This is a genomic window from Kribbella sp. NPDC050281 (genome assembly GCF_040655855.1).
Lineage (GTDB): Bacteria > Actinomycetota > Actinomycetes > Propionibacteriales > Kribbellaceae > Kribbella.
Window position 1 is genome coordinate 1 of record NZ_JBFAKS010000012.1, and the last position, 26,586, is coordinate 26,586.

The 26,586-nt window shown below is 68.8% G+C and carries 26 protein-coding genes; 6 read left to right on the forward strand and 20 right to left on the reverse strand.

Going from position 1 to position 26,586, the window contains the following annotated elements:
* Positions 1-164: 164 nt before the first annotated feature.
* On the reverse strand, positions 165-1,967 hold the full coding sequence (locus AB0I34_RS14875; protein WP_360445151.1) for a DEAD/DEAH box helicase: 1,803 nt from the start codon (positions 1,965-1,967) through the stop codon (positions 165-167).
* A gap of 139 nt (positions 1,968-2,106) precedes the next feature.
* Between AB0I34_RS14875 and AB0I34_RS14880 the strand changes: the two genes are divergently transcribed.
* Positions 2,107-2,373, forward strand: a complete 267-nt coding sequence (locus AB0I34_RS14880) for a DUF3039 domain-containing protein (protein WP_131517534.1) — start codon at positions 2,107-2,109, stop codon at positions 2,371-2,373.
* Between the two features lie 60 nt (positions 2,374-2,433).
* Here the strand turns inward: AB0I34_RS14880 and AB0I34_RS14885 are convergent, their stop codons facing one another.
* The 3 genes from AB0I34_RS14885 to AB0I34_RS14895 are packed head-to-tail and all read right to left on the reverse strand — an operon-like array spanning position 2,434 to position 4,822.
* On the reverse strand, positions 2,434-2,991 hold the full coding sequence (locus AB0I34_RS14885) for a YqgE/AlgH family protein (RefSeq protein WP_360445153.1): 558 nt from the start codon (positions 2,989-2,991) through the stop codon (positions 2,434-2,436).
* A 7-nt stretch (positions 2,992-2,998) separates the two neighbouring features.
* The gene (locus tag AB0I34_RS14890) at positions 2,999-3,391 is read right to left on the reverse strand and encodes a VanZ family protein (RefSeq protein ID WP_360445155.1); all 393 of its coding nucleotides are present in this window, start codon (positions 3,389-3,391) and stop codon (positions 2,999-3,001) included.
* A complete protein-coding gene (locus tag AB0I34_RS14895; protein ID WP_360445157.1) occupies positions 3,392-4,822 on the reverse strand; it encodes an NAD-dependent malic enzyme in 1,431 nt (476 codons plus the stop codon). It lies immediately after the preceding gene.
* Between the two features lie 119 nt (positions 4,823-4,941).
* Between AB0I34_RS14895 and AB0I34_RS14900 the strand changes: the two genes are divergently transcribed.
* Positions 4,942-5,946 carry a LacI family DNA-binding transcriptional regulator gene (locus tag AB0I34_RS14900; protein ID WP_360445159.1) on the forward strand — a complete coding sequence of 335 codons (1,005 nt, stop codon included), beginning with the start codon at positions 4,942-4,944 and terminating at the stop codon, positions 5,944-5,946.
* A gap of 81 nt (positions 5,947-6,027) precedes the next feature.
* On the opposite strand, the gene AB0I34_RS14905 is transcribed toward AB0I34_RS14900, so the two are convergent.
* The 11 genes from AB0I34_RS14905 to AB0I34_RS14955 all read right to left on the reverse strand — a co-directional run bounded on the left by AB0I34_RS14905 (position 6,028) and on the right by AB0I34_RS14955 (position 17,753).
* Positions 6,028-7,035, reverse strand: a complete 1,008-nt coding sequence (locus AB0I34_RS14905; RefSeq protein ID WP_131364483.1) for a substrate-binding domain-containing protein — start codon at positions 7,033-7,035, stop codon at positions 6,028-6,030.
* Between the two features lie 11 nt (positions 7,036-7,046).
* The gene (locus AB0I34_RS14910) at positions 7,047-8,075 is read right to left on the reverse strand and encodes an ABC transporter permease (RefSeq protein WP_360445161.1); all 1,029 of its coding nucleotides are present in this window, start codon (positions 8,073-8,075) and stop codon (positions 7,047-7,049) included.
* Positions 8,072-9,628, reverse strand: a complete 1,557-nt coding sequence (locus AB0I34_RS14915) for a sugar ABC transporter ATP-binding protein (protein WP_360445163.1) — start codon at positions 9,626-9,628, stop codon at positions 8,072-8,074. Before AB0I34_RS14915 ends, AB0I34_RS14910 begins: the two co-directional genes overlap by 4 nt.
* A 254-nt stretch (positions 9,629-9,882) precedes the next feature.
* Positions 9,883-11,394 (reverse strand): ABC transporter substrate-binding protein, encoded by a 1,512-nt coding sequence (locus AB0I34_RS14920; RefSeq protein WP_360445165.1) that lies wholly within the window; start codon positions 11,392-11,394, stop codon positions 9,883-9,885.
* A 25-nt stretch (positions 11,395-11,419) separates the two neighbouring features.
* Positions 11,420-12,223, reverse strand: coding sequence for a hypothetical protein (locus AB0I34_RS14925; RefSeq protein ID WP_360445167.1), 804 nt, complete (start codon positions 12,221-12,223; stop codon positions 11,420-11,422).
* A complete protein-coding gene (locus AB0I34_RS14930) occupies positions 12,220-13,020 on the reverse strand; it encodes a histidine phosphatase family protein (RefSeq protein WP_360445169.1) in 801 nt (266 codons plus the stop codon). Before AB0I34_RS14930 ends, AB0I34_RS14925 begins: the two co-directional genes overlap by 4 nt.
* Complete coding sequence (locus tag AB0I34_RS14935) at positions 13,017-13,943, reverse strand: oligopeptide/dipeptide ABC transporter ATP-binding protein (protein WP_360445171.1); 927 nt, start codon at positions 13,941-13,943, stop codon at positions 13,017-13,019. Before AB0I34_RS14935 ends, AB0I34_RS14930 begins: the two co-directional genes overlap by 4 nt.
* A 343-nt stretch (positions 13,944-14,286) precedes the next feature.
* A complete protein-coding gene (locus AB0I34_RS14940) occupies positions 14,287-15,276 on the reverse strand; it encodes an ABC transporter ATP-binding protein (RefSeq protein WP_360445173.1) in 990 nt (329 codons plus the stop codon).
* Positions 15,276-16,181, reverse strand: a complete 906-nt coding sequence (locus tag AB0I34_RS14945; RefSeq protein WP_360445175.1) for an ABC transporter permease — start codon at positions 16,179-16,181, stop codon at positions 15,276-15,278. The genes AB0I34_RS14940 and AB0I34_RS14945 overlap by 1 nt, the downstream gene beginning before the upstream one ends.
* Positions 16,174-17,100, reverse strand: a complete 927-nt coding sequence (nikB, locus tag AB0I34_RS14950) for a nickel ABC transporter permease (protein ID WP_360445177.1) — start codon at positions 17,098-17,100, stop codon at positions 16,174-16,176. The genes AB0I34_RS14945 and nikB overlap by 8 nt, the downstream gene beginning before the upstream one ends.
* The gene (locus AB0I34_RS14955) at positions 17,100-17,753 is read right to left on the reverse strand and encodes a helix-turn-helix domain-containing protein (RefSeq protein WP_360445179.1); all 654 of its coding nucleotides are present in this window, start codon (positions 17,751-17,753) and stop codon (positions 17,100-17,102) included. The genes nikB and AB0I34_RS14955 overlap by 1 nt, the downstream gene beginning before the upstream one ends.
* A 171-nt stretch (positions 17,754-17,924) precedes the next feature.
* Between AB0I34_RS14955 and AB0I34_RS14960 the strand changes: the two genes are divergently transcribed.
* From AB0I34_RS14960 to AB0I34_RS14970, 3 genes are read left to right on the forward strand one after another with little or no spacing between them, the layout of a single operon-like run.
* On the forward strand, positions 17,925-18,869 hold the full coding sequence (locus AB0I34_RS14960) for a DUF6772 family protein (RefSeq protein ID WP_360445181.1): 945 nt from the start codon (positions 17,925-17,927) through the stop codon (positions 18,867-18,869).
* A 4-nt stretch (positions 18,870-18,873) separates the two neighbouring features.
* Positions 18,874-19,191 (forward strand): hypothetical protein, encoded by a 318-nt coding sequence (locus AB0I34_RS14965; RefSeq protein WP_360445183.1) that lies wholly within the window; start codon positions 18,874-18,876, stop codon positions 19,189-19,191.
* Between the two features lie 19 nt (positions 19,192-19,210).
* Positions 19,211-20,287, forward strand: a complete 1,077-nt coding sequence (locus AB0I34_RS14970; RefSeq protein ID WP_360445185.1) for a LacI family DNA-binding transcriptional regulator — start codon at positions 19,211-19,213, stop codon at positions 20,285-20,287.
* Between the two features lie 47 nt (positions 20,288-20,334).
* Here AB0I34_RS14970 and AB0I34_RS14975 read toward each other — a convergent pair whose 3' ends face one another.
* From AB0I34_RS14975 to AB0I34_RS14985, 3 genes are read right to left on the reverse strand one after another with little or no spacing between them, the layout of a single operon-like run.
* Complete coding sequence (locus AB0I34_RS14975; RefSeq protein ID WP_360445187.1) at positions 20,335-21,480, reverse strand: CoA transferase; 1,146 nt, start codon at positions 21,478-21,480, stop codon at positions 20,335-20,337.
* Positions 21,481-21,489: 9 nt separating this feature from the next.
* Positions 21,490-22,416: an alpha/beta hydrolase gene (locus AB0I34_RS14980; protein ID WP_360445189.1), complete on the reverse strand. Its 927-nt coding sequence runs from the start codon at positions 22,414-22,416 to the stop codon at positions 21,490-21,492.
* Positions 22,413-24,236, reverse strand: coding sequence for a hypothetical protein (locus tag AB0I34_RS14985; RefSeq protein WP_360445191.1), 1,824 nt, complete (start codon positions 24,234-24,236; stop codon positions 22,413-22,415). Before AB0I34_RS14985 ends, AB0I34_RS14980 begins: the two co-directional genes overlap by 4 nt.
* An 81-nt stretch (positions 24,237-24,317) precedes the next feature.
* On the opposite strand from AB0I34_RS14985, the gene AB0I34_RS14990 reads away from it, so the two are divergent.
* Complete coding sequence (locus AB0I34_RS14990) at positions 24,318-25,067, forward strand: MerR family transcriptional regulator (protein ID WP_360445193.1); 750 nt, start codon at positions 24,318-24,320, stop codon at positions 25,065-25,067.
* Here the strand turns inward: AB0I34_RS14990 and AB0I34_RS14995 are convergent.
* On the reverse strand, positions 25,056-25,901 hold the full coding sequence (locus AB0I34_RS14995; RefSeq protein WP_360445195.1) for a helix-turn-helix transcriptional regulator: 846 nt from the start codon (positions 25,899-25,901) through the stop codon (positions 25,056-25,058). The two genes, AB0I34_RS14990 and AB0I34_RS14995, sit on opposite strands and share 12 nt — an antisense overlap.
* Before the next feature lie 50 nt (positions 25,902-25,951).
* A complete protein-coding gene (locus tag AB0I34_RS15000; protein WP_360445198.1) occupies positions 25,952-26,521 on the reverse strand; it encodes an NADPH-dependent F420 reductase in 570 nt (189 codons plus the stop codon).
* Between the last annotated feature and the right edge of the window lie 65 nt (positions 26,522-26,586).

Consider the following 26,586-nt stretch of genomic DNA (forward strand, 5'->3'; position numbering starts at 1 on the left):
GCCCAGCTACTCCCCACCTCCCCGGGCGAAGCCCGGGCGTTCTTAGGCTCGGCGCTGGGTGGCCCAGCTACTCCCCACCACCCCGGGCGAAGCCCGGGCGTACTTAGGCTCGGCGCTGGGTGGCCCAGCTACTCCCCACCACCCCGGGCGAAGCCCGGGCGTACTTAGGCTCGGCGCTGGGTGGCCCAGTCGCGGATCAACTCGATGCGCTCCTTGAGCTGGATGGAGGAGGCGTGGGCCGCGGCTGGGCCGCCGAGCTTGCGGCGCAGGTCGTTGTGAATGACGCCGTGCGGTTGACCGGTCCGGTGGTGCCAGGCGGCGACCAAACCGTTCAGCTCGCGGCGCAGCAGCGCGACCTGCTCGTGCGTCGCCAGCTCGGTCGGCGTCGGGTCCTCACGCTCGGACGACCCCGGCCGCTGCGACCGCTTCTGCGCGGCGATCGACTTCGCCTGCCGCTTGCGCAGCAACTCCCGCACCTGATCCGGCTCCAGCAACCCAGGCAGCCCGAGGAAGTCCAGCTCCTCGTCGGAGGCCTGATCCCCGCCGGTCCCGTAGTCGCCGCCGTCGAACACCACCCGGTCGAAGCTCGCATCCGACCCGAGCGCCTCGAACTTCGCCTCCAGGTCGTCGCTGGCACCCTCAGCCTGGTTCGCCTTCGCCAGCAGATCGTCCTCGAGCGCGAAGATGTCGCCGTCCTCATTCGTGTTCTTCCGGCCGAGCACGTGGTCCCGCTCGACCTCCATCTCGGCGGCGAAGCTGAGTAGCCGCGTCACCGACGGCACGAACACCGACGCCGTCTCACCGCGCTTGCGGGCCCGGACGAACCGCCCGACCGCCTGCGCGAAGAACAGCGGCGTCGACGTCGGCGTCGCGTACACCCCAACCGCCAGCCGTGGTACGTCGACACCCTCCGACACCATCCGGACCGCGACCATCCACCGCGACTCGTCCGCGGAGAACTTCGCGATCTTCTTGCTCGCCGACTTCTCGTCCGACAGCACCACTGTCGGCGCCTGGCCGGTGATCTCGCGCAGCGTCTTCGCGTACGCACGGGCCGTGTTCTGATCGCCGGAGATGACCAGCCCACCCGCGTCCGGCATGTGCCGGCGGACCTCGGTCAGCCGCTTGTCCGCGGCCGCCAGCACCGCCGGCATCCACTCGCCGGCCGGGTCGAGCGCCGTACGCAGAGCCTGGGCGGTCAGGTCCTTCGTGAGCGGCTCACCCAGTCGCGCCGCGACCTCGTCACCGGCCTTCGTGCGCCACCGCATCTCACCGGAGTACGACATGAAGATCACCGGGCGTACGACGTGATCCTGCAGCGCGTGCCCGTAGCCGTAGGTGTAGTCCGCCTTGCTCCGGGCGACCCCGTCGTGGGCGGTCTCGTAGGTCACGAACGGGATCGGGTTGTCGTCGCTGCGGAACGGCGTACCGGTCAGGCAGAGCCGGCGGGCCGCGGGCTCGAACGCCTCCCGCACGCCTTCACCCCAGCTGAGCGCGTCGCCGCCGTGGTGCACCTCGTCCAGGATCACCAGCGTCTTGAACCGCTCGGTCCGGACCCGGAAGGCCAGCGGGTTCACCGCGACCCCGGCGTACGTGACCGCGACGCCCTGGAAGTCCTTGTTGGTCTTGCCGCGCCGGCCGGCGAACGCCGGGTCAATCGCGATCCCGGCCTTGTCGGCGGCCTCGGCCCACTGGACCTTGAGGTGCTCGGTCGGCGTCACCACGGTCACCCGCTCGATCAGCCGCCGGTGCAACAGCTCGGCGGCCACGGTGAGAGCGAAGGTGGTCTTACCCGCTCCGGGTGTCGCCACGGCAAGGAAGTCCCGCGGCTGGCTGTCGAAGTACAGCTTGAGTGCCTCCGCCTGCCAGGCCCGCAACTTGCTGGCGGTACCCCACGCGGCGCGATCCGGATACGCCGGCGGAAGCACGGCTGGTCCAGCAGGCACGCTCGAATCCACGGACGGCATACTCCCCCGTTAGTCGACTGTCGGCCGTGCAGGAACGTTACCTGACTTCGCCGACAAACCCCGACCGGCGTGTCGCAGTACGAGCGGTCTGTGGAGAAAGTTCCCGGGTCGACTGGTGTGTCGGCCTACACTCGGGGGCATGAGTACTCAGCTGAGCCCGGGGGCCGAGACGGTCGTCGACGAGCGGACGCAGCCGGCGCCGGCAGAGCCCGGCGATCACGAGCGGTTCTCGCACTACGTGCCGAAGGACAAGCTGACCGAGGCGATGGTGATGGGGACGCCGGTCGTCGCCCTGTGCGGCAAGGTGTGGGTGCCGAGCCGGGACCCACAGCGCTTCCCGGTCTGCCCGGAGTGCAAGGAGATCTGGGACTCGCTGAACCCAGGTGACGACGAGGGCGGCGAGTAGAGCCCGCCCAGGCGAGAGGCCGCGCCGAGCCGCGCGGCCTCGGCCCGAGGTGCGCGGGCGTCAGTTCTGGGTGGGGTCGTCCGGGTACGTCGCCAGGTACGCCATCTGATCGTTCTGGCGACGCAGGACCCGGCGCCACAGCGTGTCCGGGTGCAGGCTGAACACGTCGTCGGGTTCGGACTCGACGACGTACCAGGCGCCCTCGGTGATCTCGCCCTCGAGTTGCCCGCGGGACCAGCCGGCGTACCCGGCGAAGATGCGCATCCGCTGGATCGCCCCCTCCAGCAGCGCCGGCGGTACGTCGAGGTCGATCAACCCGATCCGGCCGAAGCACTCACGCCACCCGGGCGGGTCGGCCGTCTCGATCACCTCGGCGACGGCCAGCGCACTGTCGGTGCCGACCGGGCCGCCCATGAACAGCACCCCGGGTTCGTTGACCGTGGTGGACCAGTCCGGCAGCACCCGGTCCACGGCCAGGTCGGCGGCACGGTTCACCACCACCCCGAGTGCGCCGTCGTCGTCGTGGTCCAGCAGCAGGATCACCGACCGGCGGAAGGGCGGCTCGTCGAGCAACGGGGTCGCCACCAGCAGCGAACCGGTCAGAGTCGAGGCCGTCATACCCCCATCATGTCGTGCGCGACGCCCGTGGACCACGGAACACCCGGAACCCGAGCCAGGCGCCGAGCGCGACGCCGATCAGATCCGCGAGTACGTCGAACGGATCGCCGTCCCGCTGGGGCAGCAGGAAGTACTGCGCCAGTTCGCTGACGATCGCGTTCGCCACCAATGCCCCCAGCAACCAGCGCGCCGAGATCCGCAGCTTGAGCCCGAGGAACGCGACCGACCCGAACAGGAACATGTGCGCGAACTTGTCCGCCATCGGGATCCCGACGTGCGGACCCGCCTCCCGCGGCGCATAGACGCCGTACAGCTGCAGCAGGCAGGCCGCCACGAAGGCGACCCGCCACGCCCACACCGCCACTCGCGAGCTGGTGTCCCCGGCCACCGTTGCCGTCATTTACAGAACCGGGGAGTCGTCCGGGAAGTTCTCGTGCGCCGGGGCCTTGCCGCCGGCCGCGTCGCGGACGGCGTGCGCGACCATGTTGTGCACCTCCGGGTGGAAGACGCTCGGTACGATGTACGTCGCGTTCAGCTCCTCGTCGGTGACGACACCCGCCAGCGCCTTCGCTGCGGCCAGTTCCATCTCGATCGAGACCTTCGACGATTGCGCGTCGAGCAGGCCGCGGAAGACGCCCGGGAACACCAGCACGTTGTTGATCTGGTTCGGGAAGTCGCTTCGTCCGGTGGCCACCACCGCCGCGTGCTCACCCGCGTCCGCAGGGTCGACCTCCGGCACCGGGTTCGCCAGCGCGAACACGATCGCGTCGTCGCTCATCGTGGCGATGTCCGCGCCGGTGAGGATGTTCGGCGCCGACACCCCGATGAACACATCGGCCCCGGCCAGCGCGCCCTTCAGGTCGCCGCTGTACTTGGCCGCGTTGGTGTTCTCCGCGATCCAGCGCAGCTCCGGTGACAGGCCGTCGCGCTCCGGGTGGATCACGCCACCGACATCGGCGACGATCGTGTCCTTCACCCCGGCCGCGAGCAGCAGCTTCAGGATCGCCGTACCGGCCGCACCGGCACCGGACAGCACCACGCGCACGTTGCTGATGTCCTTGCTCACCACCCGCAGCGCGTTGTACAGCGCGCCCAGTACGACGACCGCCGTACCGTGCTGGTCGTCGTGGAAGACCGGGATGTCCAGCTCCTCGCGCAGCCGGGCCTCGATCTCGAAGCAGCGCGGCGCGGAGATGTCCTCCAGGTTGATCCCGGCGAAGCCCGGCGCGATCGCCTTCACGATCGACACGATCTCGTCCGGGTCCTGGGTGTCCAGGCACAGCGGCCAGGCGTCGATCCCGGCGAACCGCTTGAACAACGCCGCCTTGCCCTCCATCACCGGCAGCGCGGCCTTCGGGCCGATGTTGCCCAGGCCGAGGACCGCCGATCCGTCGGTGACGACCGCGACGCTGTTGCGCTTGATCGTCAGCCGGCGCGCGTCCTCGGGGTTGGCCGCGATCGCCAGGCAGACCCGCGCAACACCCGGCGTGTAGATCATCGACAGGTCGTCACGGTTGCGGATCGGGTGCTTGGCCTCCATCGAGATCTTGCCGCCGAGGTGCATCAGGAACGTCCGGTCCGACACCCGGGCGATCTCGACGCCGGGTACGGCGCGCATCGCCTCGACCAGACGGCCGGCGTGCTCGGTATCGGCGGCGGCACAGGTGACGTCGATCCGCAGCCGCTCGTGCCCGGAGGCCGTCACGTCGAGCGCGGTGACCAGACCGCCGGCCTGCTCGACCGCGGTCGTCAGCTTGCTCACCGTCGAGCCACCCGCGGGCACCTCGAGGCGAACGGTGATGGAATACGAAACACTAGGCAAGGCAGTCACGCCGGTGATCCTCTCACGTCACTGGTAAGCCTCCGAGGGTCCGTACGTCAAGTGCACAGCAGGACGCTGGGTAATCCTTTACTCGGCGGCTAGTCTTCCCCTCAGCGAAGGGAGGATCGGTGCCGACGATCAGCGATGTGGCGGCTCGGGCCGGGGTGTCCACGGCCACCGTGTCCCGGGCGCTGAACGGCAAGGCCACGGTCGACCCTGACCTGGCCGCGCGGGTCCGGACGGCCGCCACCGAGCTCGGGTACCAGCCGAACGGCCTGGCCCGGGCGCTGCGCCGCCAGGAGGCGGCCGTCGTCGCGCTGATCATCTCCGACGTCGAGAACCCGTTCTTCACCGCGCTCGCTCGCGGCGTCGAGGACGTCGCGCACGAGGTCGGCTACTCGGTCGTGCTGTGCAACTCCGACGAGAACGCCGAGAAGGAGAACCGCTACATCGACATCGCGATCCAGGAGCGGGTCGCCGGCGTCATCCTGTCCCCCAGCGGTACGGCGACCAGCGTCGCGAAGCTGGCAAGCCGGGGTACGGCGTACGTCGCTGTGGACCGTCCGCTGCCCGTGCAGGACAGCGACGCGGTGCTCGTGGACACCCGGCAGGCAGCGAAGCAGGCGACCGCGCATTTGGTTGCCCAAGGCTACGAACGGATCGGCTGCATCACCGGACCCGCCGGCGTCCGCACCGCCGACGACCGCCTGGCCGGCTACCGCGACGCCCTCAGGTCCGCGAAGCGCCGCAGTACTCCCAAACTCGTTCGCCGCACCGAGTACAAGGCAGCCGGCGCCCGTCGCGCCGCCCTCGACGTGATGTCCCAGCCCGAACCACCCGATGCACTGCTGGTCGCCAACAGCGCGATGGCAGTGGGCGTACTGCAAGCCCTGCAGGAACGCGGCATCCGCCCCGGCCGCGACGTCGGCCTCGTCTCCTTCGACGACGCTCCCTGGGCGGAGCTCGTCGACCCACCACTGTCGGTCGTAGCCCAACCGGCGTATGAGATCGGCGCTGTGGCAGCCCGCCTGCTACTCGCCCGGATCGCCGACAGCAGCCGGCCACCCACGACCACCACGCTCGGCGCCCGGCTGATCGAGCGGGCGAGCAGCGTGCAGCTCGACAGGAGGTAGGCCGGCCGCGCCGACCGTTCCCGCGTGGGCGGTCGTCGATCGGCTCGCTGGAGCCGGACACCTCCTGTCGAGCTGCACACGTCAGCCGGTGGGGTTCTCCTCGGCGTAGATCTTGGCTGCGTTGGAGGCGTCGATCAGGCGGGTGGGCAGCGTCTGGGACTTCTCGATGGTGCCGCAGTCGACGAGGATCTTCTTCGCCGCGGCGATCGCTTCCTTGCCGTTGGTCGGGTAGGTGAAGGTGGCGCTCAGCCGGCCCTGCTCGACCGCCTTGATCCCACCGGACGGGATCGGCAGCGCGTCGATGCCGGTGAACTTCATCTCCTTCTCCCGGCCGACCGCCTTCGCGGCCAGGTACGCGCCCTCGGCCATCGGGTCGTTGTGGGAGTAGACCACGTCGATCTTCGGGTTCGCCTTCAGCAGCGCGTCCATCTGGGCCTGGCCCTTCTCCCGCAGCCAGTCGCCACTCGCGGCGGCGATCACCTTGACCTTCGGGTTGCCCTTGATGCCGGCCAGGAAGCCCTCGTGCCGCTCGGCCTGCGGGGTGGCGCCGGCCAGACCTTTCAGCTCGACCACGTTGCCACCATCCGGCAGCAGTTTCTCGGCGATGTACTTGCCGGCCTCGGTACCGATCTGCACGTTGTCGCCACCGATGAAGCCGGTGTACGCATCACCCTCGACCTTGCGGTCCAGCACGATCACCGGGATGCCCTTGTCGTAGGCCTTCTTCACGACCGCGGTCAGCGGCTTGGCCTCGTTCGGGCTGATGATCAGCAGGTCGATCTGCTGGGTGATGTAGTTCTCCACGTCGGCGACCTGCTTGGCGTTGTCCTGCGCCGCGTCGGCGAACTTCACCTCGAACTGCGGCACCGTCGCCGCGGCCGCCTTGATGTCGTCGTCCATCCGCTGCCGGTAAGGCTCGGCCACGTTCGCCTGGCTCATCCCGATCGTGTACTTGCCGTCGGCCCCCTTGCAGGACTTCGACGCACCCGCCTGCGGGCTGTCCGACGTCCGTTCGTTGGTCGTGCCACAGCCGGCCAGTACCAGGGCGGCGATCGCCGCGGCGGCCAGCGGAATCTTCACAGAGCGCATGGGAACCTTCCTCACGAGGTGGGGCGGAGTCGTTGCAGCGCAGCCGCGGCCACGATGACGAGTCCCTTGATCAGGAGCTGGATGTTGGAGTCGATGTTGTTCAGGGCAAGGATGTTGTTCAGTACGCCGAGCAGCAGCGCGCCGGCGACCGTTCCGGCGACCGAACCACGGCCGCCGGCCAGACTGGTCCCGCCGATCACCACCGCCGCGATCGCGTCCAGCTCGTAGCCGATCCCGTCGTTCGGACTGCCCTGGTTCAGCTGGACCGCGTGCACGATGCCGGCCAGCGAGGCGAGCAGTCCGCAGATCGCGAACACCGCGATCTTCACCCGCACCACCGGTACGCCGGACAGCCGCGCGGCCTTCTCGTTACCGCCGACGGCGTACAGATGGCGGGAGAACGCACTGACCCGCAGGAACACGACGGCGGCGATCGCGACCACCGCGAAGATCAGCACCGGGATCGGCACCAGGCCGCCGAACGTCCGCTCGCCGAGGATCGCGAACGAGTCCGGCGCCTCGTGCGGACCATCGCCGTACGCGATCGCGACGCCCTGCCCCCCGGACCAGATCCGGGCCAGGCCGCGGGCTATCTGCAGCCCGGCGAGTGTGACGATGAAGGACTGGATCCCGATCATCGCGGTCGCGACGCCCTGCAACGCACCGAAGACCAGGCCGATCGCGAGCACCAGTACGACGGACGGCAGGAAACCCCAGTCGTTCTCGACCATCAGGACCGCGGACCCGACCGCGGCCAGCCCCAGCACGGCGCCGACGGACAGATCGATGCCGCCGATCAGGATCACGAACGTCATCCCGATCGCGATGATGCCGATCTCGGACACCGCGCGGACCACGTTCGCCAGGTTGTCCGCGCTGATGAACAGGATCTCGCCGTCCTTGCGGGGCGAGAAGATGATCGCCGCGATAAACACGGCCAGCAGCCCGAAGACACTCTGGAACCGGAACAGCGTGGCAACCACTCCGCCGGAGGACTGCTCCACCGGCGTCGCAATCGCTGCCTTGTCCTGTACGGTCACTGGACTCCTCCGACCTCGTCGAACACTTCGCCCTGTCCCATGGCTGCGGCGAGCAGGTCGCCTTCGCCGGAGTCCGCCGTACTGAAGGAAGCGACGTCGCGCCCGTCCCGCAGTACGACGACCCGATCGCAGACGCCGACCAACTCCGGCAGCTCGGACGAGGCCAGCAGGACGCCGATGCCCTTGCCGGCGAGCTCACCGAGCAGGCGGTAGATCTCGGACTTCGCGCCGACGTCGACGCCGCGGGTGGGTTCGTCGAGCAGCAGCAACTTCGGCTCGGTCAGCAGCATCCGGCCGAACACGACCTTCTGCTGATTGCCGCCGGACAGCGTGCCGACCTCGTCCTGCAGACGGCCGAACTTCAGCCGCAGCCGGTCCGCCATTCGCACCGACGCGGCCCGCTCCATCCGCCGCGCGATCACTCCCAGCCGACCGTACGACGGCAGGCTCGAGACGACCGTGTTCGCGAGGATCGAGTGGAAAAGGACAAGCCCGGACGCACGCCGGTCCTCGGGGACGAACCCGATGCCCTGGGCAAGTGCCTGGCGTGGTCGGCGGGGGTGGATCTCCTGGCCGTGCAGGAGGATCCGGCCGGTCCGCGTGCCCGCCGGGGCGACGCCGTACAGGGTCTCGAGCAGTTCGGTTCGGCCGGCGCCGAGCAGGCCGGCCAGGCCGACGATCTCGCCGGAGCGAACGGTCAGCGAGATCCCGTCGGGGTCCCGGCGGCCGGGTCTCGGCCGGCGGGCTTTCAGAGCGAGGTTGTCGACGCGGAGGAGTTCGTCACCGGTGTCGGTGTCGGGAGTGGTGAACATGGTCTGCACCGGGCGGCCGACCATCGCCTCGACGACCTCGGCGGTGCTCAGCTTGCGGGGGTCGAAGCTGCTGACGATCTGGCCGTTGCGGAGGACGGTCGCGCGGTCGGCGACCTGGGCGATCTCCTCCATCCGGTGCGAGATGTAGACGATGCCGACGCCGGACCTGCGGAGTTCGCGGATCACCTCGAAGAGGCTCTCGACCTCGGCGGTGGTCAGGGCCGAGGTCGGCTCGTCCATGATCAGGACGCGGGCGTCGAGCGAGATCGCCTTCGCGATCGTGACGAGTTGCTGCTCGCCGACGCGCAACTCGCCGACCGGCCGACGCGGGTCGAGCCTGACGCCGCTGCGTTCCAGCAGGGTGCGGGCCTCGCGCTCCATCCGTCGGCGGTCGACCGTCCTCAGCGCGGTGCGGAGTTCGCGGCCGAGGAAGATGTTGTCGGCGACGGACAGGCCGGGGACGAGATCGAGCTCCTGGTGGATCATCGCGATCCCGGCCGACTGAGCGTCGGTGGGTCCGCCGAAACTGACCTGCCGGCCCTTGATCTCGATCGTGCCGTCGTAGTCGGTGACGTCGCCGGACAGGATCTTCATCAGCGTGCTCTTGCCGGCGCCGTTCTCACCGAGCAGCGCGTGCACCTCGCCCGCGCCCAGGGTGAAGTCGACCTCGCGGCAGGCCTGCACACCGCCGTACCGCTTCCCGATCCGGACCATCCGGACCAGAGCAGCGCCGTCGGCCATGACACCTCCGCGACCCGGTGAGTAATCGATTTCCCGGACGCTAGACCGCGCCCTCCCAGCCCGTCAACCCCTCACCAACTCTCCGCACCAATCCGTAACCCAGCTTCGTCCCGCACGGCACCTTTTCCACCACCGTCGAAAGGTGGGCGCGGACCGCCACGCCATCACATTCGCAGCGCGCGGACGCGAGACCGCCCGCGCGAGCGTGAACTCGCGCGGGCGGCGACAGTTGTGATGGCCTGGCGGTCCGGACCTCAGCTCCCTGACACAGACACCTTCGTGAACAGCGGGCGACCGCTCGGGGGCATCACGAAGTTCTGGACCCGGGAGCGGTGGGCCGAGTTGGAGGCGAGGTCAGCAGGGAAGATGCCGACCGCGTCGGTCCACAGCATCTGGCCGGCCTGCTCGTAGAGCTTCGGGCGTTCCGCCTGGTCAACGGACGAGCGGGCGTCGAGCAGCAGCTTGTCGACCGCGGGGTTGCAGTAGCCGTTGCGCTTCGCGGAGCAGACGTAGAGCCGGGCCAGGGTGTAGTCCGCGTCGCCGGTGCCGGTGACGTTCGTCTGCAGGTTCATGTCCCAGTTGAGCTTGCCGAAGTCCTCCAGCCACTGGGCGCGTTCCTTCTCGAGCGGCTTCACCGTGACGCCGATCTTGGCCCAGTCCGAGATCATCGCCTGCGCCAGCGCGCGGATGTTCGGACCACCTTCCAGCGGCCACTGCATCGACGTACTGAACCCGTTCGGGTAGCCCGCCTCGGCCAGCAACTGCTTCGCCTTCGCCGGGTCGTACTTGTACGGCGCCAGCTTCGGCGCACCGATGACGCCTTGCGCCAGCGGCGCCTGCGCCACGGACGCCAGATCACCGAACAGGTCCTTGACCGTGCCCTCCAGGTTCAGCCCGTACCACATCGCCTGCCGGACCCGCTTGTCGTTGAAGGGCTTCCGGTTCGAGTTGAACCAGTCGAAGTAGTACGTCCAGCTCGGCGTCGTCTCGTAGCTGATCCCGTCACTGCCCTTGAGAGAACCGACCTGGTCCGGCGGGATCTGCGTGAGTACGTCGACCTCGCCGTTCTCCAGCGCGGTGATCCGGCCGGCGACCTCCGGGATGTTGACGAACTCCAGCTTGCTCAGCTTCGGCGCGCCGTCCCAGTACGTCGGGTTGGCCGCCAGCTCGAGCTTCTCGTCGGGCTGGAACGCAGTGACCGAGAACGGCCCGGTCCCGATCGGCTTGTTGAAGAACCCGTCGGTGTTGATCTTGTCCGCCGGCCCGATGAACAGCAGCGTGAGCGAACTCAGCAACGTACCGAGCGGCTTGCTCGTCTTCACCGTCACCGTCTGCTCGTCGGTCGCCGCGAACGACGTCACCGTCTCGTACAGCGGAACGAGCGGGCCGTCGAGCTTCTTGTGCCGCTCGTACGACGCCACCACGTCCTTGGCCGTGAACGGCGTACCGTCGGAGAACTTCACGCCGGACCGGAGCTTGAACACCCAGGTGTCCGGGTCCGGGTTCTCCCAGGAGGTCGCCAGTACCGGGACGATCTTGCCGTCCTCGACCCGGACGAGCGGCTCCATGATCTGCTGGATAGCGGTCTGCACGGCCTCCTCACCGGCGAACTTGTGGGTGTCCAGCGACACCGGGAACATGGCCGGCGCGTAGCGCAGGATCTGCTCGCCGCCGCCGTCGGCGCTCGGCTCGCTGGCCGGCGAACACGCACTCAGCGCGGCCAGGGCGGCGACGGCGACCGCCGCCACGATTCGCTTCCTCAACACGGGGTTCTCCTTTGCAGGGCAGGGGTCACGAGGCGGTGTCGCTGGGAGGCCGCGTGAAGGTGTAGGTGGCGACGACCGGGTAGTGGTCGGAGGGCGCGCGGCCGTCGTGGAAGAAGTCGACGACCTCGCTGGTGCGAGCCGCGAGCGGGCCGCGGGCGAAGATCCAGTCGATCGCCTTGGGTGGTGAGGCGAGCGGCGACAGCCGGGTCCCGATCGGACCGGTGGCCACCGTCGGCACGACCGGGTGGGTCACCGGTGAGTGCCGGCCGAGTGCGGTGAAGCTGTCCAGGAACCCGGCGTTCCCGAGTTCCCACTGCGGTGGGCCGATGTCGTTGATGTCGACGGTGAACAGGCAGGCACCGTCGCCGGCCAGCCGCTCCAGTGCCTCCGCGATCGCCCGGGCCTGGGTGACGCGGCGATTGCGGTGGTCGGTCCGCTCGTCCGGGTGCCCGGGCCAGGTCAGGTGCGCCGTACTGAAGATCAACTCGGGGCCGTCGGCCGGGCGCAGCCGAACCCAGAACAGGCGCGCGTCCGGCGACAGGATGCCGACGTCCTCGGCCCCGTGCTCAACGGCGGTGAAGAGGTCGCGGCGCCACCAGAGGTTGCTCTGGGTCTCCCAGCCGGCTCCGCCGTCGACGCGTTCATGTCCGGGCAGCGCGTCGTCTATGAGCTTGCGGGTGGACGGGCGGAGCTCTTGTACGGCGAGCAGGTCCGGCGGGCGAGTCGTGAACAGCGCGCTCAACGCGTCCTGCCGCTGCTCGAGGTGGAAGTCCGCCCACAGGTTGTAGGTCATGGTCACGAAACTGAAGTTGCTCAAGGCAAGGGTCATGCCGGCTGCTCCTCGGTGGAGGCGATTCCCGAGGTCGGGACGTTGTACGCCGTCAGCGTTGTTACTGCGAGTAAGTCGTCGACCTGGATCGTGGTCAGCGCGCAGTTCACCGGCGGATCCAGCAACACCTCGCCACCCGGTGGCAGCCGCAACGTCGACGCCGTCGCGACCCTGATCGGCCCGCCATGCGTCACCACAAGAACCCGACGCGCACCCGAGCCGGCGATCTCCCGGATCGCATCCCAAACCCGTTCCCTCAACTGAGCGAACGTCTCCCCACCACCCCGCGCAACGTCCTCCCCCCGAGCAAACGCCTCAACCACCGCGGGCTCGTCGGCGTACACCTCCGCAAAGGTCCGCCCACCCCAACTCCCCACATCAATCTCCCGCCAGCGCTGATCGACCCGCACCACAGGCCGACCGCCGAACTCCGAGCAACCCGCCCGCCGCCCACCCGCCGCGTCCACGGCGTCCACCGTCCCCGCCGTCCCCGCCGCGTCCACCGTCCCCACGGTTCCGGCCGTGCCCGCCGCGTCCACCGTCCCCGCCGCGTCCATCGCGTCCACCGCGTCCGCCGTGGGCAGGCTGTCGAGGTAGGGCTGGAGGGTCTCGGTCACGCGCTGGAGATCGCTGGCGACGATTTGATCAAAGACATCTGATCGCAAATATTCGGCGGCCAGTTTCGCCTGCTGGTGGCCGAGCGCGCTGAGGCCGGTGCCTTGCTGGCCCTGGTAGCGGTCCTCGGCGTTCCAGAGCGACTCGCCGTGGCGAAGCAGGACAAGTTCGGTACGGCTCATCTGGTGGCTCCGGCTAGTTCGGTGGCGAAGTGACACGCGGTGGGGTGGCGGTCGAGTCGGGTCTCGAGCGCGGGCTCTTCCTGGGCGCAGATGTCCTCGGCTTTCCAGCAGCGGGTGCGGAAGCGGCAGCCGGATGGTGGATCGGCGGGTGAGGGTACGTCGCCGCCGATGATGATCGGTTCGCGTTCCGGCTTGGTCCACGGTTTCGGATCCGGGACCGCGGACAGCAACGCCTGGGTGTACGGGTGCAACGGCCGCTGGAACAACTCGTCCTGCGTCGCGGTCTCCACCACTCGCCCGAGGTACATGACCGCGACTTGATCAGAGATATGACGTACGACGGACAGGTCGTGGGCGATGAACAGGTACGCGAGCCCGAGGTCCCGGCGGAGGTCGGCCAGCAGGTTGAGCACCTGGGCTTGCACGGAAACGTCCAGCGCCGAGACCGCCTCGTCGCAGATGACCAGCTTCGGGCGTAAGGCGAGCGCGCGAGCGATCCCGATCCGCTGCCGCTGACCTCCGGAGAACTGGTGCGGGTAGCGCTTGGCGTGATCCGGGTTGAGGCCGACGCGTTCGAGCAGGTCGCGGACCTCGGCGCGGTGCCGGTTGCGGGGTACGACGTCCGGGTGGATCTCCCAGGCCTCGCTGATGATCTGTTCGACGGTGGCGCGTGGGTTGAGGGAGGCGTACGGGTCCTGGAAGATCATCTGCAGCTGCCGGCGGACCCGGCGCATGGATGCCTTGGGCAAGGAGGTCAGCTCCTGGCCCTCGAACACGATGCTGCCTGACCGCGCCTTCTCCAGGCCGATGATCGTCCGCGCCACCGTCGACTTCCCCGACCCGGACTCCCCCACCAGGCCCAGCGTCCCCCCAGCCGGAATGTCGAACGACACCCCCGCCACCGCCTGGATCTCCCCCACCACCCGCCGCAACAAAGCGGACCGCAGCGGAAAAGAAGTATGCAGATCCTGCACAGACAACAAAGGCGCGGCGCCCGCCGGCTGGATGTCTGAGGAAGTGGACGAGCCCGGGCCGCTCGAAGGACCTGGGGTGGTCGAAGCCTGGGTGGCAGACGCGCGGCCGGCGGACGCAGGAGCAGCCGAAGCCGGAGTGCCACGAGCCGAAGTGGTCGCGGGAAGCGGAGCAGCCGACGCCGAAGTGCCAGGAACCGAGGTGGTCGCGGGAGGCGGGGTGGCCGACGCCGGGGTGGGAGGAGCCGGAGTTCTCGCGGGAGGTGGGGTGGCGGGGGCCGGGGTGGGAGTCGGGTTAGTGGGCATTGCTGAGGACTCCTTCCGGGTGGTGGCAGGCGGCTTGGTGGAGGGGTGGGCGGGTGGGGAGCGGGCGGAGGTCGGGTTGGTCAGTGGTGCAGAGGTGGTCGGCGTAGCGGCAGCGGGGGTGGAAGGAGCAGCCGGTCGGGAGGGACAGGAGGTCCGGTGGGGAGCCTTGGATAGGCGTGAGGCGGTCCCGGGGACCGTCGAGGACGGGGACCGAGCCCATCAGGCCGGCGGTGTACGGGTGTCCGCAGTGTTCGTAGACCTCGCGGATGGGACCCGTCTCCACGACACGGCCGGCGTACATCAGCACGACGCGGTCGGCGACGTCGGCGACGACTCCGAGGTCGTGGGTGATGAGGACGAGCGACATGCCCTCTTCGGACTGCAGCCGGGCGAGCAGGTCCATGATCTGCGCCTGCACAGTGACGTCGAGCGCGGTGGTCGGTTCGTCGGCGATCAGCAGCCGCGGCGACAACGCGAGCGCCATCGCGATCATCACGCGCTGCCGCATCCCGCCCGAGAACTGATGCGGATAGTCGTCCAGCCGCTTCGACGCCGCCGGGATCCCGACCCGCTTCATCAGGTCCAACGCGGCCACTCGGGCCTCACGACGCGAGGCACCGCGATGCCGCCGGAACATCTCCCCGATCTGGGCACCGACCCGGAAGACCGGGTTCAGCGAGCTCAACGGATCCTGGAACACCATCGCGATCTCACGCCCGCGCAGGCCCTTCGCAGCACCAGGCGTCAGCAGATCGCGACCGTCGTACGTGATCGACCCACTGGCGATCCGCCCGGCCGGCTTCGGCACGATCCCCATCACGGCCTGCGCGGTCACACTCTTCCCGCTGCCGGATTCACCCAGCAGCGCAACGGTCTCCCCAGCAGCGACCTCGAACGACGCACCGTCGACAGCAGTCACCACACCACCGGAGGTGGCGAACTCGACGCGCAACTCACGCACACTCAACAAGGCCTTCATCACAGACTCCTCAGCCGCGGGTCGTACCGGTCCCGCAACGCATCGCCGAGTACGCCGAGCGAGACCACCAGGAAGGCCAGCGCGATCCCCGGAATGGTCGAGATCCACCACGCATCGGCCAGATAGTTGCGCCCGTTCGCGATCGTCACACCCCAACTCGGCGTACTGGCCGGCGTACCGAGACCCAGGAAGCTGAGCGACGCCTCCGCCAGAATCACGTGCCCGATCTCAACTGTCGCCACCACCAGCACAGGCGCGACGCAGGCCGGCAACACCGACCGCGAAACCAGCCGCCACGTCCCGGCACCCAGCGTCCGCGACGCATCGACGAACTCACGCCGCCGCGTCGCCAGCGCCTGCCCACGGGCGACTCGGGCGAACGTCACCCAGTTCGACACCGCCAGCACGATGACGACGTTCACCACCGACGGCCCGAGCAGCGCCGCGATGAAGATCGCCAGCAAGATCGAGGGAAACGCGAGTTGGATGTCGGCCAACCGCATCAGTACGCCGTCCAGCCAGCCACCGAAGTACCCGGCGGACAGCCCGATCGTCACCCCGATCGTCCCGGCGAGAACCAGCGTCGCCAACCCGACCGCGATCGAGATCCTTGCCCCCTGCAACATCTGCGCGAACAGGTCCTGCCCGACCCGGTCCGTGCCGAAGATCGCGTACGACCCGTCGGACAACCGGCTGAACGGCGGCCGCAGCCGGTCCGCGGTCCGCGTGTCGACCGGGTTGTACCGGACCAGCCACGGCCCGAAGATCGCGGCCACCACATAGATCGCGATCACGATGAGGCCGAAGCGGATCCGGGCCGATCCGGCCCGCCCGCGCCGCTTGCTCGTCACCAGCGGCGCGGTCGCGGTGGTGAGGTCGAGTTCGGTCGAGGTCACGTCAGTCACCAGCCAGACGGACCCGCGGGTCCAGGAAGCCGTAGAGGAGGTCGACAAGCAGATTGATCACCACGAAGATCGTTGCCACGATCAAGATCGAGGCTTGGACGACGCCGTAGTCGCGGCGCCCGATCGAGTCGATCAGCAGCCGGCCGACGCCGGGCCAGGCGAACACGGTCTCGACGATCACGGTGCCGCCGAGCAAGGCGCCGAACTGCAGGCCGACCACGGTGACGATCGGGATCAGCGCGTTCCGCAACGCGTGCACGAGGATCACGATCCCCTCGCCGAGCCCCTTCGCCCGCGCCGTCTGCACGTAGCCTTCATGCACCACCTCGAGCAGACCGCTGCGCGTCAACCGCACGAGGATCGCCAGGAACGGCAGCGCGAGCGTGATCGTCGGCAGCACGAGATGAGACCACGTCCCCGAACCCGCGCTCGGCAACACCTTCAGACCACGCGCGAACACCAGGATCAGTACGATCCCGAGCCAGAACGACGGCGTCGACTGCCCCATCAGCGAGAAGACCGAGATCGTCCGATCCACCCAGCTGTGCGCCCGTAACGCCGCGATCACCCCGAGCGGCAACCCGATCAGCAACGACAGCAACAAGGCTGTGGTGGCCAGTTGGATCGTGGCCGGAAGCCGTTGCAGCACAAGGCTCATCGAGTCCGCGTTCAGCCGGAACGACTGCCCGAAGTCCAGATGCACGACGTTCGCCAGGTACGTCGCGTACTGCTGGATCATTGGTTGGTCGAGGCCGAGCTGCTGGTGCATCGCGTTCACCTGCGCCTGCGTCGCGTCAGGTCCGAGAATCAGGTACGCCGGATCGCCGGGAACGAGCCGCAGGACAACGAAGATGATGGTCACCGCGCCCCACAGCACGAACAGCGAGAACGCCACCCGCCGGACGACGTACGCCCCCATCAGACGCCGCTCCGCAGTACCGACACCACGCGCCGTACCTCCTCGATCGAGCCGGCCTGGATCAGTTCGGCACCCAGCGCCCCCGCGCACTGCCCGTCGTTGTCCCGAACCGGTACGGCGACCATCCGCGGAAGCGAGGCGACCGGCCGGGAGTTGTGCGCGAACCCGGACACCCGGATGCGCTGCAGCGTGACGAGCAGATCCGGCGTACCCGTCACCTGATCGGCGGGAAGCGCGGACAGATACGCGCGGCCGAGCGCACTCCGGTGCAGCGACACCGCATGTCCCGGCTCGACGGGCGCGGCACTCGCACTGCCCGCTACCGCGGACACCTGCAGCACCCGGCCGGCCATCTTGGGCAGCGGTTTCGCCAGCACGACGAGCCGGCCGAGACGGTCACCGAGGTCGGCCAGCGCCCGCTCCGGTCCCGCCTGCCCTTGCGTCGTACGACGGAGCGCCGCCAGCCCGTCCCGAGCGGTGTAGCGATGGTCGTCGACCCGGCTCGCCAGACCGTGCTCGCAGAACGTGACCAGGATCCGGTGCACGGTGCTCTTGTGCAGGCCGACGGTGCCGGCCAGTTCGGTCACGCCGTACGGCCGGTCCTCGCGATTCAGCTCCGCCAGCACGGTCAGGGCGCGGCTCAGCGACTGCATGATGTCTCGATTCCGTGAACGTTAACGGTAGCGTTAATGCACCGTAGAAGCGTGGTATTTACGTGTCAATAGACCACCGTTGCTCAGGGCGGAACGGCCCGTTGACGGTCGATTCCCGTGAACGTTAACTTCACTGACCATCCACCTGATTCATGCTTTGGGAGGCACTGCGTGACGACATCCGATGTCCGGAGCGCGCTGCTGGCCGCCGATCCCCGCCTGTCCAAGTTCTCGCCGTTGCCGCGCATCCTGGCCTTCGACGAGTTCGACAGCGGGACGCACGGCTGGTGCGAGCTGCTCGGCAACTACAACGGCCGCGGCGACCTGAGCACGGTCGACGACCACATGCGGGACTTCCGGCCGCCGCAGTTGTCGGCCTGCAACTTCTTCGACATCGGCACCCACGGTGCGCTCAGCGGGACGTACGCGCTCAAGCTCGCCACGCGGCCGCACAAGGGCCACACCGCGGTCGCGATCCGCCGGCTCACCATGAGCGGCCGCGGGCTGGTGCAACTGGAGACGTACTTCGCGTTCAAGTCCGAGGCGACCCTCGGCGGAGGCTCGGAGCTCGACACCTTCGGCGACGTGCAGTGGGACGGCAACACTCACCCGTCCGAGGCGCAGTTCGGTGCGTTCACGGTCGCCACGGATCTGTGCGGCGACGGCGGACTGCGCTACCACACGGTCGCGCGCTACCAGAACACCGATCTCGACAACCACTTCACCCGGCGCTGGATGGCCCCGACCGTGCCCGAGCCGACGCCGCGCGAGCACTTCGAGGGCAAGGTGAAGCTGGAGTACGCCGCCGACTTCACCGCGCCCAACCCCGAGGACTGGCAGCAGTTCGGCGAACCGCAGGAGCTCTGCTACAACGAGGTGCCGACCAAGGTGAACTGGCACTATCTGCGCTGGCTGATCGACACCGACAAGCGCCGCAACGTCGAGCTCCAGGTCAACGACCGGGTGATGGACATGAGCGACGTACCGGTCCCGCCGTACGAGGAACGCTACGAGACGCTGGAGAACCTGCTGAACTTCTACTTCTCGGTCCGCACTCACAGCAGCGTCAGGAACTTTCTCTTCCTCGACTCTGTCCTCATCTCGGTTGATTGGTAGGCCCATGCGACAGTCCATGACGGCGGTGCTGGAACGCGACACCACGTTCGACACCCGCTTCGCCACCGAGCCGTACGAGGTCGCCTGGGCCGGTGAGGCGCGCTGGTTCGTCCACCACGTCGGCGGCGACGGCACCGCGACGTACCTCACGCAGGTCTCGCCCGACGGCATCACCTGGTGCGATCTCGACGCAGGAGAGCATCGGGTCGGGCCGGGGCAGCTGATCAGCTGGCCGGTCAGCGGGTTCGGCCACTGGCTGCGGCTGCGCGCCAAGGTCGACGGTTCGGTCCAGGTGCGGATCCACCTGGCTGTGAAGGCTTAAGCTGCCCGAGGGGGTGAAGATGACGGAGGCACGGCGCCCGACATTGCGGGACATCGCGGCAGCTCTCGGGCTGTCGGTGAACACCGTGTCGCGTGCGCTCGGCGACAAGGACAGCGTCAGCCCGAAGACGCGCGCGGCCGTGCAGGCCGAAGCGGCCCGGATCGGCTACGTGCCCAACACGCTGGCGCGGTCGCTCGTGCTCGGCTCGGCGATGACGCTGGGCCTCGTCATCACCAACCCGTCCAACCCCTTCTACGCCCAGTTGATCAGCAGCATCGAGCTCCGCGTCCGCGCCCAGGGGTACTCGTTGCTGCTGCTGGTCACCGACGAGAGCGCGGAGAACGAGCAGCGCGCCACCGAGGCGCTGCTACGGTCCGCGGTCGACGGCGCCGTGGTCGTGCCGGTCCAGGCCGAGTGGGACCACTGGCGCCGTGTCCGCGACGCAGGCATCCCGTTGGTGTTCGTCAACCGTGATGTGCCTGAGCTCGACTGCGACATGGTCGGGGTCGACAACGAACGCGGCACCTACGAAGCGACCAGCCACCTGATCTCCGGCGGTGCACGCCGCCTGCTGGTGCTGGAAGAGGACCTGCCGATCACGACGACCGCCGACCGTGTCGCCGGTTTCCGCCGGGCGATGTCCGACGCCGGTCTGAAGGTCAAGGACGACACGATCCGCGCCGTACCGACCAAGCGCTACGACTCCCTCGCCCTGCCGTGGCAGCCGGAGGAGGCTTATCGGTTCGCGCAGACGCTCCTGAGCGACCGTCATCCGGATGCCATCGTGACCGGGAACGACTACTTCGCCCTGGGCTTGCTGCGCGTGCTTGCCGAGCTAGGTCTGGCAGTCCCCGACGACGTCGCGATCACCGGGTACGGCGACCACCCCTACGCGGCGTACCTGCAGACGCCCCTCACCACGGTCCGCCTCCCCGCCGCCGAGGTGGGCACCACCGCCGTGGATCTCCTCCTCCAACGCCTTCGCAACCCCGGAACCGAACGCCCACGGAAGACACTCATCCGCCCGGAGCTCGTCGTCCGGGCGTCCGCTCCGGACCGCCAGGCCATCACAACCGACCGCCGAAGGCGGCGCTGAGCCTGACGGCGCCGGGCATCCGCCGATTGTGATGGCGTGGGCGTCCGCTACTCCTCCAGCCAAGCTCTGACCGACTCGTTGTGCTCGCCGAGTCGTGGCGGCGGGAGGTTGGTTTCGCGGGCGCCGGCGTACAGCTGGTCGTCGAACCGCAGCGGCGGCCCGGGGAGCTGGATCCGGCCGAGCGTCGGGTGCTCGACATCGACCAGCAGGCCCTGTGACAGCGTCTGTTCCCACTCGTAGACCTGCTGGAAATCGCGGACCTTGCCGGCCGGGATCCCCTTCTCCGCAAGGCGTTCCAGCCACACGTCCGCCGACTCGTGCGCGAACGCCGCCTCGATCGCCGCGGTCAGTTCGTTGCGGTGGGCAACCCGTTGCGCGTTGACCGCGAACCGCTCGTCGTCCGGATCCAGTCCGACGATCGGTGCGAACGTCCGCCACTGCCCCTGGCTGCCGACGGCGACCTGGACGATGTCGTCCGCGGTCGAGTACATCCCGTACGGCGCGATCTGCGCATGGTGGTTGCCGACGCGCTCGGGCAGTTCGCCGGCGACCGTCCACTTCGTTCCGTGGAACGCGTGCACGCCGATCACCGACGCCAGCAGGCTCGTCCGCACCACGCGCCCCTTGCCGGTGATCGATCGCTCGTGCAGAGCCGCCAGCGCACCATAGGCGCCGTACATCCCGGCCAGCAGGTCCGCGATCGGTACGCCGGTCTTCGTCGGCTCGACCGCACCGGTGATGCTCATCAGGCCGCCCTCGCCCTGCGCGATCTGGTCGTACCCGGCCCGTCCGCCGTCCGGCCCGTCGTGCCCGAACCCGGTGATCGACAGGATCACCAGCCCCGGGTTGAGCTCATGCAGCCGCTCGACAGAGAACCCGAGCCGGTCCAGCACCCCCGGCCGGAAGTTCTCGATCAGTACGTCGGCCCGCCGGACCAACTTGGTCAGGAAGTCGCGACCGTCCTCGGACTTGAGGTCCGCCGTCACCGATTCCTTGTTCCGGTTCGCGGACAGGAAGTACGTCGATTCGCCCTCGACGAACGGCGGTCCCCAGCCCCGGCTGTCGTCCCCGCCGCCGGGCGCCTCGACCTTGATCACACGGGCGCCGAGATCCCCCAGCATCATCGCCGCATGCGGCCCGGCCAACGCCCTGGTGAGATCGACGACAACAACATCAGAGAGAAGGTTCTGCACCCCGTCACCCTAGGCGGTGACTCTCCGGGCCAGGGAGGCCAGGCGGTGGGTGACGTCGCGGGGGCGTTCCTGCATGAGCATGTGGCCGGCACCGGGATACATCCACATCCGCGCGGTCGGAAGCTCGGCGGCCATCCGGTTGGCGTGGCGGGGCGGCAGCAGCCGGTCGCGGGTGCCGTGCATGATCTCGACCGGGAGTTGCTCGAGGACCTTCAGGGCGTGATCGCGCTCGTGCTTGAGGATCGCCTCGAAGAATCCGCCGTACGACGGACCCGGCAGGCTCGCGAGGTCCGCGAGGAACAGGTCCACCTCGGCCGGGTCGGTCTTCTTCCCGAACACCAGTTGCCGCAGGGCGGGCCGGCGTACCCGGACCGACATGTCCAGCGGCCGCGGTCCCCGGTGCGCACGCCGTTCGAGCCGAGTGCTGAGCATGTTCATCGCGCGCGGAGCGAACGCCGCTGCCGTCGAGTCGAACCGCCTGGGGATGCCGAAGGCGCCCTCCGCGATGTGGCCAGACGATGTACTGACCAGCGCCGCCGCCGCGATCCGCGAGCCGAACAGCTCCGGCCGCTGGTCCGCGAGCGCCATCAGCGTCATCCCGCCCATCGAGTGACCGGCGTACACAACAGGTCCGTCGCCGACGACCGTGTCCAGGACGGTCTCGAGGTCGTCGGCCAGCTGCTCGATTCGCATCGACCCTGCCGGTGCGGCGTCCGATCGGCCGTGACCGCGGTGGTCGTACGTGACTACGCGAACGCCGTTCTGCCCGAGGATCCTCGGCAGCTTCTCGACCTGGTTGTGCCACGACCGCGTCGAACATGTCCAGCCGTGCACGAGCAGGACGGTCACCGGCGCGTCCGGTGATCCGGTCGTCTCGACGTTCAGCCGTACGCCGTCGGTCGTGGTCACACCGGACCGTTCCGCCTGGATCGTCACGCAGTCTCCCGTTCCCGTTCACCGGCGGCCAGGTGGGCGGCACGCAGGCGTCCACCGCGGGCGCCACGCCCGACCAGCCAGGCGATGCCGGCGATCTCGAGCAAACCGACCACGCCGAGCAGGGCGTAGCCGCCGTTCCACATCCATCGTGGCACGTCGGTCCGCTCCTCCCGCCGCAGCACCTGCTGCTCGTTGACGAACTCGACCGTCTGCCCGTTCGACACCTGCACGGCCGGCTTCTCGATCGCCAGGTCCTCCGGCGCGTACACCCACATCGCCACCAGGTCGCGCTGCCCCTGGTGCAGGCGGATCATCGACTTCCACTTGCCGAACATCGGCAGCGCGTCCGCCGACCGATAGGTGCCATCGGCCACCTTGACCATCGGGTGCGTCACCAGCCCTCCGCCCTGCCAGGCCATGGCCTCGAACCACCGCGCACCGTCCGCTGCGTCTCCAGGCTGCAACTTGACCGTGACGTACGCCGTCGGCTCGGCCCCCGCGGCCACCCGCTCCAACGACACCGACCCGGTCACGCCCGCTTCCGCCGACCGCGGCACGCAGAAGAACACCGTCGCGGTGACTGCGACCAGTCCGATCGCGCCCAGTTGATGGGTACGGCGGACCGTCTGCGACCGCGCGTTGCGGATACCGATCGCACGCTGCTCGCCCGCGACCTCGGCGTACCGGGTCGCCAGCCAGGCCCCGACGAGTCCGGCTCCGGTCCCGGTCACGACGCCGTACCCGAGGGCCGACGGGAGCATCGAGGACGGCCACGCGATCGGCATCCAGAGGTGGCTCCAGGTGTACTCCGCGACCACGCCGACGGTCCCGATCAGCGCACCGGCGACGGCGCCGAGGCGGAAGCGATTCTTGTTGCCGAGGGCAAACGCCACCAGCTCGACCAGGACTGCCTCGACGATCAGCAGCGGGAAATGGCCGAGGATCTCGCCGAGTGGTTGGTCGACCGCCCAGGCGATGCCGCCGCGGATCACCAGGTACACGGCCAGCGCGGCGAACGCCGTACCCGGACCGCGTCGCGCCCGCAGCACGGTGAACGCGAGCGCAGCACCGAAGACGATCAGGATCGGCTGCAGGATCAAGGGGAACTGCGGGACGCCGTAGTTGAACTCGGTGCTGAACAGATCCCACGCGATCAACAGAGCGCCGACCGACACGATCTCCTGGAACAGACGGCGCTTGTTGGTGCCGAGCAACTGCTCCACCTCAGCGAGCGCCAGCAGTCGCGCGAAGATCGAGAACACCACGCCGCCGATCATCAGCAGGTGGGTCGGGCCCCAGAGCGTGACGTCCTCACCGAACTGGCGGTGCCACAGGTCGTCCAGCGGGAAGCCGACCAGCGCGAACGTCCCACACACCGTGACGAGCGCGGCACTGCACGGGATTCGCCAGCCCTTGGTGAGCTTGATCGTGCGAGCCGGCAGCGGCTTGCGGGCGAGGGCGATCGGCAGTACGCCGGAGACGATCACGCCGAGGATGCCGAAGAAGATCGGGTAGTGCGCCGGCGTACCGAACGGGCCGGTGTCGCGACCGCGGTCGATGTGCACCGCGATGTCCCACCAGACGCCGAAGGCGCAGGCAAGCAGCGAGACGGCATGCAGGTACGGCGTCAGCGCGGCCCATCGGGGGACTCCGTCCAGTCTCCCGATGGTGTCCGCAAGCCGTCCTACCAGCGTGACGCGTCCGGTCCGTTCCCGCCACAGGAGTACGGCGAGTGCGACGTACATCAGTCCGACCAGGCCGGTGACGATCGCGATCTGGTCGAACGTCGCGGTTCCGGTGGTGGCCAGCGGGATCGCCATTCGACGGACTCCTTCATCGCTCATGCGCCATGACTGATGTTACATCTTCTATGTAACGTCGGATCTGGAAGACTGTCAACCGTGGAAGCACACGACGAGGAGCTCACCGTCGATCAACTCGCCGCCGAGGTGGGGATGACGGTCCGCAACGTGCGCGCGTACGCCGGACGCGGCCTGATCCCGCCGCCACGGCTGGTCGGCCGGACCGGGTACTACGGTCACGACCACGTCGCCCGGCTGAAGCTGGTCCAGGAGCTGCTCAGCAAGGGCTACACGCTGGCCGCAGTCGAGCGGATGATGGGCGAACTGCCGGACGGCGCGATGGCACTCGGCGTCTTCGAGACCCTGGTGAACCCGTGGACCCCGTCCGAGCCGGAGGTCCTGGACGAGTTCCAGCTGGCCGAGCGGGCCGGCGTACCGCACGATCCGGCGGTGATCACGCGGCTGGTCGAGCTGGGGATCGCCGAGCGGCAGGACGACGGCCGGCTCCGGATCCCGAACCCGGATCTGCTCCGAACCGGGCTCGAGGTGATCAAGCTCGGCGTCCCGATGCAGGCGATCTTCGAGATGCTGCCCAAGCTGTTCGCCCAGGCCGACGCAGTGGCGAAGACGTACGTCGAGCTGTTCCGCAGCACGGTGTGGCGCGAGTTCAGCGACGCCGGGTTGCCCGCGGAGGGATGGCCGGAGATCCAGCGCACGCTGGAGAACATCATCCCGCTGGCCGGGCAGGCCCTGGTCGCGGCGTTCCGGGAAGCAATGGCACGCGAGATCGAGATCGTCGCCTACGAGGAGCTCGGCCTCGACCCGAAGGCCCTCCCCTCAACCGGCTAGCGCTCTGCTGTCCTGGCCGGCCAACGCCGCGAGGCGGTCGAAACCACGCTGAGACGCCGCATCCGCGGCCCGGTAGACGATGAGCCGTTGGCCGGTGTCACCAAGCGGCGTGAGTACGTCGTACTCGATGGTCAGCGAACCCACGTCCGGATGGTTGAGCCGCTTGCGGCCGTTGTTCTGTACCTTCACGTCGCGCCGCGACCACAGCTCGGCGAACTCCTCGCTCTCCTCGCTCAGGGCACGGACGAGCTCACCCAGGTCCTGGTCGTCCGCATGCGCCGCCCACGCAGCCCGCAGGTCCGCGATCCCTTCACGGATCACCCGTTCGCGATCGGTGTAGAACGTCTCGAACGCCGGCTCCAGCGCGCACAACCACATCACGTTCCGCCGCTCCGGCGCGACGTCGGCGAAGTTGAGCATCAGCAGGCACATCTCCGCGTTCCACGCACAGATGTCGAAGCGGTGATTGAGCAACATCGCCGGCAGCGGCGACATCGCCTGCACCAGAGCGGCCAGCGAACTCGACTCCGGCTGGCGTCGTACCGAAGTCCATTGCCTGGTCAGGTCGAACACGTACGCATGCTCGTCATCCGACAACCGCAACGCCCCCGCGAGCGCCTCCAACACCTCCGGCGAAGGCCGCAGTCCCCGGCCCTGCTCCAGCCGGATCACGTAGTCCACGCTGACCTTGGCGAGCTCAGCGACCTCTTCTCGCCGCAACCCGGGCGTCCGTCGAGCCCGCCCCCGCTCTGCCAGGCCCACTTCGCCAGGCGTCAACCGCTCCCGGCACCCGCGCAGGAAGACCGCCAGCTCCTGGGCAACGTCAACGCTCATAGGCCCACTCTACGAAGCCGGCGGTCAGCCCGGGCGCGGGTGCAGCAACCTCAGTTCAGGGTGAAGCCGCCGGTCCAGTCGACCTTCTCGCCGACGGCGAGGGTGAGCTGGACGAAGCCGATCGCCTCGAGCTCACGGGCCCGGGACAGCGCGCCGGCGTCGACCGCGCGCAGACCGCCGCCGGTGATCACACCCGCCAGCTCGGCCTTCGCATCGGCGTCGTCACCGGCGATCAGGACCGTGGTGGCGCCGTCGCCGACCTTGCCGGACGCGAGGGTGGCCGCGAAGTTCGTGTTGAAGGCCTTCAGCACCTTCGACTCGGGCAGCGCGGCCGCGATCCCGGCAGCCGCGGAGGAGTCCGCCGGTACGACGAGGGAGTCGAAGGTCTCGAAGTTCAGCGGGTTGGTGATGTCGACGACCGTCTTGCCGGCCAGCTGGTCGCCGCGCTCGGAGAGCACCTGCTGGACCTCCGGGTACGGAACCGCGAGGACGACGATGTCGCCCGCCACCTTGTCCTGGTCGTTGCGGCCGAGCAGCTGGACCGCATGCCCGCCCTTACCCGCCAGTCCGGCGATCGCCTGACCCATGGTGCCGGTGCCGATGATGCTGACGTGTGCCATGACTACTCCTGGATGAGTGTTCAATAGTTGTTGCTACAACCATAGACCAATAACAGTTGTTCCTA

Bases quoted from the DNA above. Each gene is read 5' to 3' on its own strand.
- AB0I34_RS14985 (WP_360445191.1), bottom strand. From the start codon at position 24,236: ATGGCGATCCCGCTGGCCACCACCGGAACCGCGACGTTCGACCAGATC.
- AB0I34_RS14905 (WP_131364483.1), bottom strand. From the start codon at position 7,035: ATGCGCTCTGTGAAGATTCCGCTGGCCGCCGCGGCGATCGCCGCCCTG.
- AB0I34_RS14885 (WP_360445153.1), bottom strand. From the start codon at position 2,991: ATGACGGCCTCGACTCTGACCGGTTCGCTGCTGGTGGCGACCCCGTTG.
- AB0I34_RS14875 (WP_360445151.1), bottom strand. From the start codon at position 1,967: ATGCCGTCCGTGGATTCGAGCGTGCCTGCTGGACCAGCCGTGCTTCCG.
- AB0I34_RS14880 (WP_131517534.1), top strand. From the start codon at position 2,107: ATGAGTACTCAGCTGAGCCCGGGGGCCGAGACGGTCGTCGACGAGCGG.
- AB0I34_RS14965 (WP_360445183.1), top strand. From the start codon at position 18,874: ATGCGACAGTCCATGACGGCGGTGCTGGAACGCGACACCACGTTCGAC.
- AB0I34_RS14890 (WP_360445155.1), bottom strand. From the start codon at position 3,391: ATGACGGCAACGGTGGCCGGGGACACCAGCTCGCGAGTGGCGGTGTGG.
- nikB (WP_360445177.1), bottom strand. From the start codon at position 17,100: ATGGGGGCGTACGTCGTCCGGCGGGTGGCGTTCTCGCTGTTCGTGCTG.
- AB0I34_RS14995 (WP_360445195.1), bottom strand. From the start codon at position 25,901: ATGAGCGTTGACGTTGCCCAGGAGCTGGCGGTCTTCCTGCGCGGGTGC.
- AB0I34_RS14915 (WP_360445163.1), bottom strand. From the start codon at position 9,628: ATGGCCGACGGCGCTGCTCTGGTCCGGATGGTCCGGATCGGGAAGCGG.
- AB0I34_RS14925 (WP_360445167.1), bottom strand. From the start codon at position 12,223: ATGACCCTTGCCTTGAGCAACTTCAGTTTCGTGACCATGACCTACAAC.
- AB0I34_RS14940 (WP_360445173.1), bottom strand. From the start codon at position 15,276: ATGAAGGCCTTGTTGAGTGTGCGTGAGTTGCGCGTCGAGTTCGCCACC.
- AB0I34_RS15000 (WP_360445198.1), bottom strand. From the start codon at position 26,521: ATGGCACACGTCAGCATCATCGGCACCGGCACCATGGGTCAGGCGATC.
- AB0I34_RS14955 (WP_360445179.1), bottom strand. From the start codon at position 17,753: ATGCAGTCGCTGAGCCGCGCCCTGACCGTGCTGGCGGAGCTGAATCGC.
- AB0I34_RS14930 (WP_360445169.1), bottom strand. From the start codon at position 13,020: ATGAGCCGTACCGAACTTGTCCTGCTTCGCCACGGCGAGTCGCTCTGG.
- AB0I34_RS14970 (WP_360445185.1), top strand. From the start codon at position 19,211: ATGACGGAGGCACGGCGCCCGACATTGCGGGACATCGCGGCAGCTCTC.